The organism is Micromonospora citrea (genome assembly GCF_049629545.1).
Lineage (GTDB): Bacteria > Actinomycetota > Actinomycetes > Mycobacteriales > Micromonosporaceae > Micromonospora > Micromonospora citrea_A.
Genome location: NZ_JBNADX010000018.1, coordinates 24943 through 39033, shown reverse-complemented (window position 1 = coordinate 39033; position 14091 = coordinate 24943). Strand labels below are relative to the sequence as shown.

General features: G+C 74.7%; 14 protein-coding genes. 3 read left to right on the top strand and 11 right to left on the bottom strand.

What is annotated here, in order from left to right:
- The first annotated feature begins 89 nt into the window (after nt 1-89).
- Entirely contained in the window at nt 90-740 is a 651-nt protein-coding gene (locus ACPFP2_RS19630; protein WP_424090627.1) for a DUF998 domain-containing protein, read from the top strand.
- Here ACPFP2_RS19630 and ACPFP2_RS19625 read toward each other — a convergent pair.
- Nucleotides 734-1789 (bottom strand): S1 family peptidase, encoded by a 1056-nt coding sequence (locus ACPFP2_RS19625; RefSeq protein ID WP_424090626.1) that lies wholly within the window; start codon nt 1787-1789, stop codon nt 734-736. The genes ACPFP2_RS19630 and ACPFP2_RS19625 overlap by 7 nt on opposite strands.
- A 247-nt stretch (nt 1790-2036) precedes the next feature.
- Here ACPFP2_RS19625 and ACPFP2_RS19620 point away from each other — a divergent pair, with 247 nt between their 5' ends.
- Nucleotides 2037-2867 carry a GDSL-type esterase/lipase family protein gene (locus ACPFP2_RS19620; RefSeq protein ID WP_424090625.1) on the top strand — a complete coding sequence of 277 codons (831 nt, stop codon included), beginning with the start codon at nt 2037-2039 and terminating at the stop codon, nt 2865-2867.
- 76 nt (nt 2868-2943) lie between these two features.
- Here the strand turns inward: ACPFP2_RS19620 and ACPFP2_RS19615 are convergent, their stop codons facing one another.
- The gene (locus ACPFP2_RS19615; protein ID WP_424090624.1) at nt 2944-3423 is read right to left on the bottom strand and encodes a winged helix-turn-helix transcriptional regulator; all 480 of its coding nucleotides are present in this window, start codon (nt 3421-3423) and stop codon (nt 2944-2946) included.
- Nucleotides 3424-3479: 56 nt separating this feature from the next.
- On the opposite strand from ACPFP2_RS19615, the gene ACPFP2_RS19610 reads away from it, so the two are divergent.
- Nucleotides 3480-3995: a PaaI family thioesterase gene (locus ACPFP2_RS19610; RefSeq protein WP_424090623.1), complete on the top strand. Its 516-nt coding sequence runs from the start codon at nt 3480-3482 to the stop codon at nt 3993-3995.
- A 516-nt stretch (nt 3996-4511) separates the two neighbouring features.
- Here ACPFP2_RS19610 and ACPFP2_RS19605 read toward each other — a convergent pair.
- The 9 genes from ACPFP2_RS19605 to ACPFP2_RS19565 all read right to left on the bottom strand — a co-directional run bounded on the left by ACPFP2_RS19605 (nt 4512) and on the right by ACPFP2_RS19565 (nt 14078).
- Complete coding sequence (locus tag ACPFP2_RS19605; RefSeq protein ID WP_424090622.1) at nt 4512-5450, bottom strand: acyl-ACP desaturase; 939 nt, start codon at nt 5448-5450, stop codon at nt 4512-4514.
- A gap of 105 nt (nt 5451-5555) precedes the next feature.
- On the bottom strand, nt 5556-6578 hold the full coding sequence (locus ACPFP2_RS19600; RefSeq protein ID WP_424090621.1) for a class I SAM-dependent methyltransferase: 1023 nt from the start codon (nt 6576-6578) through the stop codon (nt 5556-5558).
- Entirely contained in the window at nt 6575-7549 is a 975-nt protein-coding gene (locus ACPFP2_RS19595) for a hypothetical protein (RefSeq protein WP_424090620.1), read from the bottom strand. Before ACPFP2_RS19595 ends, ACPFP2_RS19600 begins: the two co-directional genes overlap by 4 nt.
- The gene (locus ACPFP2_RS19590; protein WP_424090619.1) at nt 7546-8655 is read right to left on the bottom strand and encodes an endonuclease/exonuclease/phosphatase family protein; all 1110 of its coding nucleotides are present in this window, start codon (nt 8653-8655) and stop codon (nt 7546-7548) included. The genes ACPFP2_RS19595 and ACPFP2_RS19590 overlap by 4 nt, the downstream gene beginning before the upstream one ends.
- On the bottom strand, nt 8652-9665 hold the full coding sequence (locus ACPFP2_RS19585; protein ID WP_424090618.1) for a glycosyltransferase family 2 protein: 1014 nt from the start codon (nt 9663-9665) through the stop codon (nt 8652-8654). The genes ACPFP2_RS19590 and ACPFP2_RS19585 overlap by 4 nt, the downstream gene beginning before the upstream one ends.
- Before the next feature lie 4 nt (nt 9666-9669).
- Complete coding sequence (locus tag ACPFP2_RS19580; RefSeq protein ID WP_424090617.1) at nt 9670-10698, bottom strand: glycosyltransferase family 2 protein; 1029 nt, start codon at nt 10696-10698, stop codon at nt 9670-9672.
- Nucleotides 10695-11816 (bottom strand): endonuclease/exonuclease/phosphatase family protein, encoded by a 1122-nt coding sequence (locus ACPFP2_RS19575; RefSeq protein WP_424090616.1) that lies wholly within the window; start codon nt 11814-11816, stop codon nt 10695-10697. The genes ACPFP2_RS19580 and ACPFP2_RS19575 overlap by 4 nt, the downstream gene beginning before the upstream one ends.
- A 224-nt stretch (nt 11817-12040) precedes the next feature.
- Entirely contained in the window at nt 12041-13069 is a 1029-nt protein-coding gene (locus ACPFP2_RS19570) for a glycosyltransferase family 2 protein (RefSeq protein WP_424090615.1), read from the bottom strand.
- 25 nt (nt 13070-13094) lie between these two features.
- Entirely contained in the window at nt 13095-14078 is a 984-nt protein-coding gene (locus tag ACPFP2_RS19565; RefSeq protein ID WP_424090614.1) for a UbiA prenyltransferase family protein, read from the bottom strand.
- Nucleotides 14079-14091: the final 13 nt, after the last annotated feature.

The window sequence follows — 14091 nt, the reverse complement described above, 5'->3', positions numbered from 1 at the left end:
TCACGCCACCCGGACGACGGGGGCCGGCGGGACGCCCGGCGGACCCGGGTGCGGCCACGCGACGGGCACCCGCGCGTACGGTGTGCCGGGTGCGTGTCGTACCCCGTTGGGCGCTGCTCTCCGCCGCGCTCGCCCCCGTGCTGCTGATCGGTGGCTGGACCCTCGGCGCGGCCCACCAGCCGGGCGGTTTCGACCAGGTGACCGGGACGATCAGCGCGCTCGCGGCGCGGGACGCCGCCGACCGCTGGATCATGACGCTCGCGCTGCTCGGTCTGGGCCTGTGCCACTGTGTCACGGCCGCCGGGCTGCGCCCGCTGCGCCCGGCCGGGCGGCTGGTGCTGGCCCTGGGCGGGGTCGCCACCGTCGCGGTCGCCGCCTTCCCGCTGCCCTCCGGGCGCGGATCGTCCACCCCGCACGGGCTGGCCGCCGCCGTCGCGTTCGGCGCGCTCGCGCTGTGGCCGGCCCTCGCCGCCGGCGGCCGGCGCACGTCCGGCCGCGCCACCGGCGTCACCACCGCCGCGGGTACGGTCTGCGCCGCGCTGCTGCTGGCGCTGGTCGGCTGGTTCGTGCTGGAACTGGTCGCGGGTGGGCCGCGGGTCGGGCTGTCCGAGCGGGTCGCGGCCGGGGCGCAGGCGCTCTGCCCGCTGCTGGTGGCGGTGGCGCTCGATCGGGGCCGGTCCCGGCACGCGGAACGGGCCGCCGGTGACCCGGCGGCCCGCTCGCGGTGTGACGGTCAGTAGACGCTGACGCCGTAGCGGCTCAGCACCTCGGTGACCGGCTGGAAGTAGGTGGTGCCGCCGGTACGGCAGTTGCCGCTGCCGCCGGAGGTGAGGCCCAGGGCGGTGGAGCCGGCGAAGAGCGAGCCGCCGCTGTCGCCCGGCTCGGCGCAGACGTTGGTGCGGATCAGGCCGGAGACCGAGCCCTCGGCGTAGTTCACCGTGGCGTTGAGGGCGGTCACCGAGCCGCTGCGCAGGCCGGTGGTGCTGCCGGAGCGCCGGACGCTCTGGCCGACGTAGGCGTTGCCGGCGGTGGTGATGTCCTGGAAGCTGCCGTTGTACAGCGAGACGTTGCCCGGCTGCGTGGTGGTCTGGTTGCTGTACCGCACGATGCCGTAGTCGTTGCCCGGGAAGCTGGTGCCGCTCCGGCTGCCCAGCAGCGAGGTCTGGGCGGAGTTGCTGTACCAGCTCGACGAGATGTTGGTGCAGTGCCCGGCGGTGATGAAGTACTTGACGCCACTGCTGCTGCGGACGTTGAAGCCCAGCGAGCAGCGCCCGCCGCCGCCGGCGTAGATGGCCTGGCCGCCGGAGATGCGGGTGCTCAGGGTGCCGGCCTCGGCCTCGATCCGGACCGCGCCGCCGGTGCGGGCGGCGGCGGCCTTGACCCGCTCCAGCTTGGCGCCGGTGACGGTGCTGTCGACGGAGACCACGACCTGGTTGGTCGCCGGGTCGGTCCACCAGGCGGTGCCCGGGATCTTCGCCGACCGCTCCAGCTCCGCGGTGGCGGCGTTCAGCACGGCAGCGCCCCGGGTGACGAGCTTCGGGGTGGCGCCGGCGGCGCGCACCTGGCGGGCGGCGGCCTCGTCGGTCACGGTGACGACCATCTTGCCGCTGGCGTCGGCGTACGTCCCGGCGGCGCGGTCGCCGAGCCGGTCGGCCAGGCTGGCGGCGGTGTCGGGGGACGCCGATGCGGGGGCCGCCTGGGCGGGTGCGCCGAGCAGCGCGCCGGTGACCAGGGTGCCGGCCATGGCGACGGCTGCGGCGCGGCGGAGCGATGACCTCGTGGGTCGCATGTAACAACCTCCGGAAGGGGGCGACGGGCGGCGTCACGTCAACGCGCCCGAGGGCAGCCCGGCCGACCTGGGGAAACCGGCCGAGTGAGGCAAGTATTCACATATTTAAGATCGTGCGCAAGGCATCCCTTTGCCCGAATTCACCCCGCCGCCCCAGGTAACCGTGAAGCAACATTGTGGACACAGAAAGTCGTCTATACCATCTGGCCACCGCAGCACGCAGGCACCCGTGAACCGGAGGCCAACCATGACCCTCGTCCGACGCGCGCTGGCCATCCTCGCCGGCGCCACCGCCCTCGTCCTGCTCGCCACCACCCCCGCCGTCGCCGACGCCGGCCCGCCACCGAACTCGATGGCCAGCCTGGGCGACTCGATCACCCGCGGCTTCAACGCCTGCGGCTGGTACGTCGACTGCACCTCGCGGTCGTTCAGCACCGGTGACCACTCCAGCGTGAACAGTCACTACCTGCGCATCCGCGCGGTCAACCCGAACATCGGCGGACGCAACCACAACGACGCGCGCAGCGGCGCCAAGTCCGCCGACATGTACGGCCAGGCGGGCACCGCGGTCAGCCAGGGCGTCGACTACGTCACGATGCTGATCGGCGCCAACGACGCCTGCACCAGCTCCGAGTCGACGATGACCCCGGTGAGCACCTTCCGGGCCAACATCGACGCCGCGCTCAACCGGCTCAAGGCCGGCCTGCCCAACGCGCGGGTGCTGGTCGTCAGCGTGCCCGACATCCACCGGCTCTGGTACGTCGGCAAGGGCAGCGGCAGCGCCCGCAGCGCCTGGTCGCTCTTCGGCATCTGCCAGTCGATGCTGGCGAACCCGACCTCCACCCAGCAGGCCGACGTCGACCGGCGCAACCGGGTCCGGCAGCGGGTGGTCGACTTCAACACCCAGCTCGCCCAGGCCTGCGCCGCGTACGGCCCGAACTGCGACTTCGACGACAACGCGGTGTTCAACTACCCGTTCGCGCTGAACCAGGTCTCCACCTGGGACTACTTCCACCCCAACACCAGCGGCCAGGCGGTGCTGGCCAGCGTCTCGTACGCCAACGGCTTCGGCTGGTGACCGACGGGTCCGGCGCGCGGGCGGTCACCGTCCGCGCGCCGGGGCGCGCCCTGCGGCCGTACCCGGGACCGGCGCGCTACCGGTCGACCCGGCGCCGCGCCCCGGGGCCGGGTCGCGGCACCACGTCGCGGGGACGGTCCACCTCGTGCCCCTCGGCGCAGCGCAACTCGACGTGGACCTCGGCCCCGCAGTCGCGATGCCCCACCGAGAGCGGCGAGCCCTCCGGGTCGGCCAGGTAGCGGTCACCCCAGCCGAGCACCGCCACCAGCACCGGCCACAGGTCGAGCCCCTTCTCGGTGAGCCGGTACTCGTGCCGCACCCGGCTGCCCGGCTCGCGGTACGGCTCGCGGTGCAGCACACCCTGCTCGACCAGGGTGGCCAGCCGGTTGGTCAGCACCTGCCGGGGGATGCCGGTGCGCACCCGCATGTCGTCGAAGCGGCGTACGCCGTTGAAGACCTCGCGGAGCACCACCAGGGTCCACCGCTCGCCGAGGATCGCCATCGCCCGGGCGATGGTGCAGTTCTCCACCGACCAGTCCAGTGCCGCGGGTCTCATACCGACCAGGCTAGGTCTGATTGACAGACTCAGCAACGCGCTGCCAGGCTGAGTCCATGACTCAGACGCAGGACGCGGCGCGCAGCCGTACCTTCTCGTGGTCCGACCCGACCCTCGGCGCGGCGGACGTCGGCCGGCGCGGCGGCCTGGAGCTGCTCCGCGCGATGATCGCCGGCGAGCTGGCCGCGCCGCCGATCATGCACCTGATCGACATGGCGCGGATGGAGGCCGACGAGGGTCGCGTCGCCGTCGAACTGGTCCCCCAGGAGTTCCACTACAACCCGCTCGGCACCGTCCACGGCGGGGTGATCTCCACCCTGCTGGACACCGCCGCCGCCTGCGCGGTGCACACCACCCTGCCGGCCGGGATCGGCTACACCTCGCTCGACCTGAACGTGAAGTTCCTCCGCCCGGTCACCGTCGCCAGCGGCATGCTCCGCTGCGAGGGCACCGTGCTGCAACGCGGCCGTCGCACCGCCCTCGCCGAGGCCCGCCTCACCGACGCCCAGGGCCGGCTGATCGCCCATGCCACGTCGAGCTGCCTCCTCTTCCCCCTCGACCAGCCCGGCTGACCCCACCCCTCCCCCACCGCGCCACGCCCGCGACGCACCGCGTGCTCCACGCCGCACCGGGCGCACCACGCCGCACCGTGCACTCCGTACCGCACCACGCGGGCACCCGCACCATGCGCAGCGCACCGCGAGGGTGCAGCATGGCGGCCCCCGCACCGCACCGGTCCGCACGACGACCCGCACCGCGCAGGGCGGCAACGCGCTCCCCGACGGCACCGCAGCATCCCCGCACCGCGGACATCGCTCCGCCGTGCGCCCGGCGAGCACGCACTTTCAGGGAAAGAGTGGCTATGAGACGCGGAATAGCCACTCTTTCCCCGAAAGAGCGGCTATTCCTGGCGGCCAGGTGGGCCAGCAGGGCCGGACGCCCCGATGGCGCGGTGGGGACCGGTGGCGCGGCGGTGGCCCGGCGCCCGGATGGGCGCGGTGGCCCGATGGGCGCGGTGGCCCGATGGGCGCGGTGACCTGAGGGCCGGGACACCCGGTGGGTCCGGGGGTGGCCGGGGTTCGGGTGGGTCAGGCGCGGGCGGCGAGGCGGGCCTCGCGGGCGGCCCGCTTCTCCTCGAAGCGGGCGGCCGAGCGCTCCAGGCCGTCGAGGTGCGCGGCGATCTGGTCGCGGGCGGCCTCGCCGTCGGCGTCCAGGCCGGTGACGTCGAAGACGTCCCACTGCCGCAGCACGGGCATGACCACCTCGTCACGGTGCTGGCGCAGGTCGTAGATGCCGGCGAGGGCGATCGCCACCGACTTACGGGCGAAGCCCTCGATCCCGACGCCGGGCATCTGGAAGTCGGCCAGCACGTCCGCCACGGCCCGCATCGCCTGGCCCGGGGCCAGCTCGAACGCGGCGCCGAGCAGGTTGCGGTAGAAGACCATGTGCAGGTTCTCGTCCGCGGCCACCCGGGCCAGCAGCGCCTCGCAGGCCGGGTCGCCGGTGGCCCGCCCGGTGTTGCGGTGCGAGATCCGGGTCGCCAACTCCTGGAACGACACGTACGCCAGCGAGTGCAGCACCTCGTCACCGTGCACGTTCTCGTAGCCGGCGGACATGTGCGTCATCCGGGCCCGCTCCAGGGCCACCGGGTCCACCGCCCGGGTCACCGTCAGGTAGTCGCGGATGGCGGTGCCGTGCCGCCCCTCCTCGGCGGTCCACCGGTGCACCCAGGTGCCCCACGCGCCGTCCCGACCGAACAGGGTGGCGATCTCGTGGTGGTACGAGGGCAGGTTGTCCTCGGTGAGCAGGTTGACGATCAGCGCGGTGCGGGCCACGTCGGGGATCGTGGAGTCCGTCTCCGACCAGGGCTCGCCGCCGAGCGGCCCGTCGAAGGTACGCCCTTCGCTCCACGGCACGTACTCGTGCGGGAACCACTCCTTGGCCATGGACAGGTGCCGGTCGAGGTTCTTCGCGACCACGGGTTCGAGTTCGAGGAGCAGGGCGGTCTGGCTCAGCGACGCGGTCATGGACATCTCCCTACGGTGGCGTAGCTTACGCCACCGTAGGTCGCCGTCGGCGTACGCGCCAGTAGCAACGCCCGCGCCCGTGCCGAGCCCGCCGCTGCCCGGCGTTCACCCCTCTCCGATGCGCAGCCAGAACGACGCCGGCAGGTGGTGGTCGGTCAGCCCGAGCCGCCGCCACAGCGGCGCCGCCACCTCCCGCAGTTGCGGGTCACCGGCGACGAACGCGTTCGGCAGCTCGACCTGCCAGCGCTCGCCCCCGGCGAGCAGGAACGCGGCCAGCAGGTACTGCTCGTTGTAGTGCCGATGGCGCCACTCGGGCGGGTAGTCGCGCGGCAGCATGATGTCGTGCACCTGCACCAGCACGCCCGGGCGGAGCCGGGGCAGCACCTCGAAGAAGAACACCGTCACGTCCGAGCCCATGAAGCTGCGGTGCGATCCGTCGAAGAACACCACGTCGCCCGGCTCCAGCGCGTCGAAGAGCGCGAGGTCGGTCCGCTCCAGCGGGGCGCGCACCACCTCGTCGCAGAGCACGTCCACGCTGGCCCGGGGCGCGGGGTCGATCGAGGTGATCCGGGTCCGCAGCCCGTTGTCGCGGATCGCGCGCCGGGCGAACTTGGTGGAGTTGCCCGAGCCGATCTCGACGTACCGGCGGGGGTCGCCGTCGGCGAGGAAGCCGTACAGGGCCAGCGCGTCCAACGGCGGCAGCCACCCGTTGACCCAGTACGGCGCCCCGGAGTCGAGGTCGTCGCGCAGCGGGACGGCGGCCAGGCGGTCGGCGTGGGTCAGGAACCGCCGCAGCCGGTCGGCGTACCGGTCCCGCCCGCGGTCCAGCAGCGCGGTGAGGGCCGGGTGGTCGGGGCGACCGTGGCCGAAGCGCGGCTCGGGCCGGACCGGGAAGTCCACGAAGATCGGTCGGCGCAGCCCGAACGCGGAGAGCACCAGGCCGTGCAGCAGCGGCCGGCGTTCCAGCCGGGCCAACGGTCCGGCGAGGAACGGCCACGCGGCCAGCACCTCCAGCCCGGAGGCCGTACGCACCGCGCTACGCAGCCGACGGATGAACCCGCGTACGCCGCCGCCGGTGACCCGTCGCGGGGCGCGCAGCCGGTCGGTGGGAGTGTCGGAGATGCTCATGAAGGGGCTCCTTCGAGTTCGTCGACGGGGATCGGGGCGGGCGCGGAGCGGCGGCGGCCAGTGACGCCGAGCAGGCCGAGCACGGCCCCGGTCGAGCCGATGTCGCCGACGGTCAGCAGCACCCGGCTGAGCGCGACCAGGGTGACCAGGTCGGGGCCGCCGACCAGGGTGGCCAGGGTGACCGCGAGGACGACCTCGCGCACCCCCAGTCCGGTCGGCATGACCACGGCGCACAGTCCGGCCACCACCGACAGGGCGAACCCGCCGACCCCGACCCAGAGGGCCCGCCCCGCGTCCGCGCCGAGCGCGACGGCCAGCACCGTGATGTGCAGCCCGCTGATCAGCCAGCCGAACAGCATCAGCGCGGTCGCGCCGAGCAGCGTCGAGCGGGCCGGCAGCAGTGGCCCGGCGCCCTCGCCGCCGCCCCGGCGCAGCAGCCGGGCCGCGAGGCCCAGCAGCCGGGTCAGCAGGCGCGGCGTCAGCACCGGCGCCAGCGCGGCGGCGCCGGCCGGCAGCAGCAGCCACCACCACCGGCTCTGCGCGACCAGCCAGGGCAACGCCAGGATGCCGACCAGGACCCCGGAGACGGCTGCCAGCCCCTGGCTGACCAGGAACGCGGCGGCGAGCCGGGCCGGCGGCTGGCGCAGCGGACGGGCCATCGCGGCGTGCGCCACCGTGGGCCAGACCCCACCGGGCAGGTACCGGGTCAGGCCTGCGAGGAAGAAGAGCCAGCTCGCGTCCCGCAGCGACAACCGGCTGCCGAGCCCGGCCAGGAGCAGCCGCCAGCCGAAGAACCCGGGTACGCCGCCGACGGCGGCCAGCACCCCGGCGGTCAGCGCCGCCGGCCAGCCGACCGTCCGCAGGCTCTCCCCCAGACCGTGCCGTACCCGCCAGACCTGCCAGCCGAGGAAGGCCAGCACGAGCGCGTACCCGACCACCCGCAGGGCGGCCCAGAGCCGCGCCCGGGTCATCGGGCGCCGCCGAGGGAGAGGGTGCTCTCCTGCATCCGGTGGTCGGACATGCCCGCCACGTCGCGCAGCCGGTAGCGGTGCACCGTCCAGTCCGAGGAGACGAAGGTCCAGTCCAACCGCCACCACCGCTGTCCTCGGATCGCCCAGGACCGCGGGTACGGCGAGCCGCTGGCCCGGCCGGCGTCGGTCAGCCGGTCGGTGAGCCGGTCCAGGTCGGCCATCGCCGGGCTGGTGTTCAGGTCGCCGGCCACCACGGCGGGCAGCGGGTTGCGGTCGAGGTCGGCGGCGATCGCGTCGTACTGGACCTGGCGACGTTGGAAGAACTCGTGCCGGCGGCGGTGGAAGGTGGCGCGCAGCGGGCTGCTCAGGTCCAGCGGCACCAGGATGTGGGTGTTGTAGACCGACACGGTCCGCGGCCCGATCCGCAGGTCGGTGCGGAGCGACTTGACCTCCCAGTAGTCGGTGCGCCAGTCCGAGCCGGGTGGCGGGTCGGCCGGCAGCGCGGTGACCCCGACGATCGGGAACCGGGTCAGCGTGACCAGCTCGCCCCGGGCGGCCAGCTGGTAGCCGGGGAACTCCCGGCGCAGCCGGGCCAGGTCGGCGTCGCGCACCGCCGGATCGTCGGCCGGCTTGTACTCCTGCAACAGGTAGACGTCGGCGCGGCGGGCGGTCAGCAGGGCGTAGAACCGGTCGGGGTCGTCGTCGTGGTTCCAGACGGTGGTGTTCCAGGAGACCAGCCGTAGCGCGTCGGCGGGCGCGGGCGGCGGGGTGCGCAGCACGGCGGGGTTGAACCCGGACAGGTCGGCGCCGAGCAGCAGCGCCGCGACGGCCAGCAGCGCCACCCGCCGCCGGGCCGGACCGGCCGCCAGGGCGAGCAGGAGCAGTAGCAGCGGCACGGCCAGGTACGCCGGCGGGGGCACCAGCTCCGGCAGCAGCCAGCGCCACCAGCGGCCGCTGAGCAGCCGGTGCGCCACCACGAAGGTCACCCAGGCCCCGGCCAGGACCAGCAGGGCGGTGCCGACCCGGCGGCGCGTCGGGGCCGTCGGCGCCTGCGGCGTGGCGGTCGGGGGCGCTCCGGCGGGGCGGGGCACGACAACGGCGCTCACGCGGCGGCCGCCGTCTCCTCGTACAGGCGGCGGAAGCGGCGGGAGACCAGCCACTGGACCAGCCCGACCGCCACCCCCACCCCGATGGTGAGGCTGACCAGCAGGTGCAGCGCCGCGTACGCGAGCGTGTAGGGCAGCCCCCGGGTGGCCCGGACGAAGCGGTACATGCGGACGTCGCTGACCAGCCAGAGCACCAGCAGCAGCAGGGGCAGCGCGGCCCACGCCGGGCCGGCGAGCAGCGGCAGCGGCGCGGTGGCGGCGGCCAGCCAGGAGGCCAGCCCGGTGCCGGACTCGGCCGAGGTGACCACCCCGACCACCCGTCGCCGGTCCAGGAAGAACGGGATGTGCACCCGGGTGCGGGTGAACACCTTGGACAGGGCGATACGCAGGGTGGCGTCGTCGTCGTGCCGGCCGATCACCGTCGAGGTCATCCGCACCTCGTACCGGTCGGTCAGCCGTTGGCCCACATCGGCGCCCTCGCTCTGGGTGAGCTTCGGGTTCCACGGGCCGACCTCGGCCCAGACCCGGGCCGGCACGGCCAGGATCGCGGTGGAGAGGAAGCCGGTGATGCTGCCCTCGGCGATCCGGAACCACCAGTGCCGGTAGAGGTTGCGGTAGTCCTTGACCAGCCCGCCCCGGATCAGCGGGACGGTGTCGTAGTTGCCGCAGACCGCGCCGACCCCCGGCTCGCGGTCGAGGATCGCCACGGCGGTGGCGACGGCGTCGGGGGCGAGCGCCACGTCGGAGTCGACGAACATGAGCACCTCGCCACGCGCGGCCGCCGCGCCGATGTTGCGCGCCACCGACGGGCCGCTGTTGACCGGCGTACGCAGCACCCGAACGTCGAAGGACTCGGCCACCGCGACCGAGTCGTCGGTGCTGCCGTCGTCGACCACGATCACCTCCAGTGGCCGGTGGGTCTGCGCGTCGAGGGCGGCCAGGCAGAGCCGCAGCGTGGGCGCGTAGTTGTAGTTGGGCACGATCACGGAGACCAGCGGCGCGGAGCGCACGGGTTCACCAACCTTTCGTCTCGACCGGCCGGACGGCCGGGCGGGTGGAGCGGCGGGACGGGCCGAACGACGGGTCCACCACGGCGCGGGCGGACCCGACCAGCGCGCCGGCGATCAGCGCGAGGTTGACCAGCAGGTGCGCGCCGACGCCGAGGCCGAGCAACCGCCAGCCGCCCCGACGGCGGAGCAGGGCGAACAGCGGCCGGTCGGCGGCGACGAAGCCGGCGAGGCAGAGCAGCGGCAGCGCCGCCAGGCCCGGGTGCAGGAACCCGGCGGGCAGGGTGAGCGCGGTCAGCCCGGCGGCGGCCACTCCCGCCGTGGGGTTGAGCACGAGCCCTCGCGGGCGGTACCGGTTGCGCAGCGAGAACGGGATCAGCTGGGCGCGGCGGTACTGCTCGTCGAGCAGCGGCAGCAGCCGGTCCGCCTCGTCGTGCCAGCCGCGTACGGCGTCGCTGAGCCGGATGCCGTACCGGGTGAGCAGCCGCTCGCTGTACTCGTCGTCCTCGGCGCTGCGCAGCGACTCGTCGAAGCCGCCCAGCTCGTCCAGGACCCGGCGGGGCACCGCCGCGAGGGCGAAGATCGCGCTGTCCACGGGTCCGACGGCCCGGGTGAGCGCGGCGTGCAGGTGCAGCACCCGGTAGCGCTCTACCGGGCCGTCGTCGATCAGCGGTTCCGGGTCGTACACCCCGTAGACGCAGCCGCAGTCCGGGTGGGCGGCCAGCTCGGCCAGGGCGGCGGCGATCGCGTCGGGCGCGAGGGCGACGTCGGAGTCGACGAAGAAGACCACCTCGGCGGTGCTGGCGGCCACCCCGGCGTTACGGGCCGCCGACACCCCGCCGTTGACCGGCAGGACGACGAGGCGGCAGCCGGACTCGACGGCGATGGCGCGGGAGTCGTCGGCGCTGCCGTCGTCGACCACGATCACCTCGACCGGGCGGTGGGTCTGCGCGTGGACCGACGTCAGGCAGCGGCGCAGGGTCTTCGCCGCGTTGTAGACGGGGACGACGACGGCGACGGTCGGCGCGGCGTTCACGACACCTCCGGCAGGGAGATCAGGGCCTGTTGGGCGCGGTGGTCGGAGAGTCCCGCCGGTGGGCGCAGGTCGTACCGGTGCACCCGGACCGACGGCGAGGTGAGGGTCCAGTCCAGCCGCCAGAGCGCGGGCAGCCGGCCGGCCGGCCAGGTGGCCGGGTAGCCGGCGTCGGAGGCGTCGGCGGCGTCGCGCAGCAGGTCCCGCAGCGGCCGCAGGTCGCCCATGGCCGGGGTGGTGTTGAAGTCGCCGCCGACGAGCACCGGATGGGGGTTGGCGGCCACGTCCGCCTCCAACGCCCGCAGCTGGGCGCGGCGGGCGGCGTCCCGCTCGGCGACGAAGCCGAGGAACCGCCGCGGGGCGAGGTTGAGCTGCACCGGCAGGTGCACGTTGTACGCCGAGAGCACCCGGTCGCCGACGGCCAGGTCGGTCCGGAGCACCTTGGCGGCGGTGAACACCCGGTCGAAGTCGGCCTCCGCCGCCGCGGGCAGGGCGGCGTCCGGGCCGACCGGCGGACGGGCGAGCACCGGGTACCGGGACACCGTCAGCAGCTCGCCCCGGGCGACCACGGCGTACCCGGGGAACGCGGCCCGCAGCCGGGACAGCTCCGGCGCCGGACGCGCCCCGCGCAACCCCGCGGCGGAGTCCCAGTAGAGGTGTTCCTGGAGCAGGTAGACGTCGGCCCGCTGGTCGACCAGGAAGCGCAGGAACGCCTCCGGGTCGTCGTCCTGGTCCCAGTACCCGGTGTTCCACACCAGGACGCGGACCGCGTCGGCGGGCGGCGCCGCCTGCTCGCCGCCGCTGAGGGCGTGCCGGTTGAGCCCGGCGTCCGGCAGGCCGAGCCCGAGCGCGAGGGTGACCGCCACCAGCACGACCGCGCGGGGGCGCGGCGGCACCGGTCGGCGCAGCAGCCGGGCCGCCGGGACGGTCAGCGCCAGCAGCCCCGGCACCAGGACGTAGGCGACCGGCGGCAGCAGGTCGGGCAGCAGCCAGAACCACCAGCGGCCGGTGAACAGCCGGTGCAGCGCGGTGAGCAGCAGCCAGCCGAGGGCGACGGCGACGAGCAGCCGGGTGGCCGGGCACCACCGGGGCGTCGGCGCGGTCGCCCGGTCGCCCGCCACCGGGCCGGCAGCGCCGGCCGCGTCGTCGACTTCCGAAGGGGCCGGGCCGACAGACGCGTCCGCGTCGGGGATTCCGGGCCCGGCCGAACCGACAGGGCCGGGCACGGCCGAATCGACAGGGCCGGGCACGGCCGAACCGACAGCGCCGGGCACGGCCGGGCCGACAGCGCCGGGCGTGGCCGGGCCGACGACCCCGGGCGTGGCCGGGGTGGGGTGCGCTCCGCTCACGCCGGCACCCGCCGTGGCTGCGGCCCGCCGTCGTAGAGGCCCCGGAACGAGCGGGAGGTCAGCCACTGGACGGCGCCGACCGCCGCGCCGGTGGCGATGGCGAGGTTGAGCAGCCACTGCACCCCGAGGAAGGCGAGCAGCAGGCCGGGGCCCCGCCGCCGCAGCACGAACCGGTACATGCCGGCGTCGCTGGCCACGAAGGCCACGGCGAGGGCCAGCGGCGGCACCAGGCCGACCGGCCCGACCAGCAGCGGCAGGGGCAGGGCCAGGGTGGCGAGGAAGGCGGTGACGCTGCCCCACATCCGGGCGGCGGTCTCGAACCCCTGCGCGGCCCGGCGGCGTCGGGCGTACAGCGGCATCCGCAGCCGGCAGCGGTGGAAGACCTTGCGCAGCAGGGGCCAGAGGAGGTGGTCGTCGCGGTGCCGGCCGTGGATGGCGTCGGTCAGCCGGATCGGGTAGCGGGCGCTGAGCCGCTCGCCGTACTCGACCTCCTCGGTCTGGCGCAGTCCCTCGTGGAACGGTCCCAGCTCGGCGAAGACCCGCGCCGGCATCGCGCACAGCGCGCTGAACAGGAAGCTGACGTCCCCCAGCGAGCTGATCCGCCAGTAGTGCGCCTGCAGGCAGCGGCACTCCTGCACCAGGCTGTCGCGCACCAGCGGGGTGTCGTCGAGGGTGCCGCAGATCGCTCCGGCGGCCGGGTCGTCGCGCAGCAGCCGCACCACGCGGTCGACGGTGTCGGGCGGCAACTCCACGTCGGAGTCGACGAAGAGCAGGATCTCGCCCCGGGCGCGGGCCGCGCCGATGTTGCGGGCCACCGACGGGCCGCTGTTGCGCGGGGTGGACAGCACCGGCACCCCGAGGGAGCGGGCCACCCGCACCGAGTCGTCGGTGCTGTGGTCGTCCACGAAGACGATCTCCGTCGCGGCGTACGTCTGGGCGAGCAGCGCCGGCAGCGTGAGCGGCAGGGAGTCTGCGTGGTTGTAGTTGGGCACGATGACGGAGACCGTCGGACCGGGCGACGTCATGGTTCTCCTCGATGGGGACGACGGGTCAGGACAGCAGGGCGGCGACCGCGGGGAACTGGGCGACGGCGAGCAGGGTGGCGAGGGTGGCGCCCCAGAGCAACCCGGCGACCAGCACGGCCCGGTCCCGCAGCAACAGGCGCACCGGGTCGCCACCGGCCCGCCGGACCAGGGCGAGTTGCAGGTAGCGGGACATCAGGTAGAGCACGAACGGGGTGGACAGCAGCATCGCCACCTCGCCGTACGGGTCGAACGGGGCTTCGGTGCGCAGCCAGACCAGGCCGGCGGTGACCGCCAGGACGCTGGTGAGCTGCAACAGGTGCCCGGCCAGCTCGACGGAGTAGCCGCGCAGCGCGGGCCGGTGGGCCGTCCCGCTGTCCAGCAGCTCCTGCCGGCGCTTGCCGACGGTGAGCAGCAGGCAGCCGGCGAAGACGGTGACCAGCAGCCAGCCGGACACCGCGACGCCGAGGGACAGGTGCCCCTGGAGCACCCGCAGCACGAAGCCGGCGGCGACCACCCCGACCTCGACCAGCGGCACGTGCTTGAGCCCACGGCTGTAGCAGACGTTGAGCACCAGGTAGACGAGCACCGGCCAGGCCGGCCCGGCCAGGCCGGCGTGCAGCAGCAGGGTGAGCAGGGCGAGCAGCGCCAGGCACCAGGCGTACGCCAGCGGCACCGGGACCCGGCCGGCGGCGAGCGGACGGTGTCGTTTGACCGGGTGGTGCCGGTCGCGGTGCCGGTCGGCGATGTCGTTGCCGACGTACACCGCCGAGGCGGCCAGCATGAACGCCAGCACCGCCCCGCCGAGGCGGACCAGCACGCCGGGGCTCCAGACGGTGACCTCGACCAGGGCGACCGGCACCACCAGCAGGCTCTTGGCCCAGTGGGTGGGGCGCACCAGCCGGACCAGGTCACCGGCCAGGCGGGGCAGGTCGCGACGCCGGGCGGGCGCGGCGGCGGCCGGCGCGCCGGCCGCCGTGGTCGGGGCGGGTACCGAGTCGACGACGGGCATGGGGGACCTCCGG

What these genes read in the sequence shown, in the direction of transcription:
- ACPFP2_RS19625 (WP_424090626.1), bottom strand. Translation starts at nt 1,789, where the DNA reads ATGCGACCCACGAGGTCATCGCTCCGCCGCGCCGCAGCCGTCGCCATG.
- ACPFP2_RS19620 (WP_424090625.1), top strand. Translation starts at nt 2,037, where the DNA reads ATGACCCTCGTCCGACGCGCGCTGGCCATCCTCGCCGGCGCCACCGCC.
- ACPFP2_RS19615 (WP_424090624.1), bottom strand. Translation starts at nt 3,423, where the DNA reads ATGAGACCCGCGGCACTGGACTGGTCGGTGGAGAACTGCACCATCGCC.
- ACPFP2_RS19610 (WP_424090623.1), top strand. Translation starts at nt 3,480, where the DNA reads ATGACTCAGACGCAGGACGCGGCGCGCAGCCGTACCTTCTCGTGGTCC.
- ACPFP2_RS19605 (WP_424090622.1), bottom strand. Translation starts at nt 5,450, where the DNA reads ATGACCGCGTCGCTGAGCCAGACCGCCCTGCTCCTCGAACTCGAACCC.
- ACPFP2_RS19600 (WP_424090621.1), bottom strand. Translation starts at nt 6,578, where the DNA reads ATGAGCATCTCCGACACTCCCACCGACCGGCTGCGCGCCCCGCGACGG.
- ACPFP2_RS19595 (WP_424090620.1), bottom strand. Translation starts at nt 7,549, where the DNA reads ATGACCCGGGCGCGGCTCTGGGCCGCCCTGCGGGTGGTCGGGTACGCG.
- ACPFP2_RS19570 (WP_424090615.1), bottom strand. Translation starts at nt 13,069, where the DNA reads ATGACGTCGCCCGGTCCGACGGTCTCCGTCATCGTGCCCAACTACAAC.
- ACPFP2_RS19565 (WP_424090614.1), bottom strand. Translation starts at nt 14,078, where the DNA reads ATGCCCGTCGTCGACTCGGTACCCGCCCCGACCACGGCGGCCGGCGCG.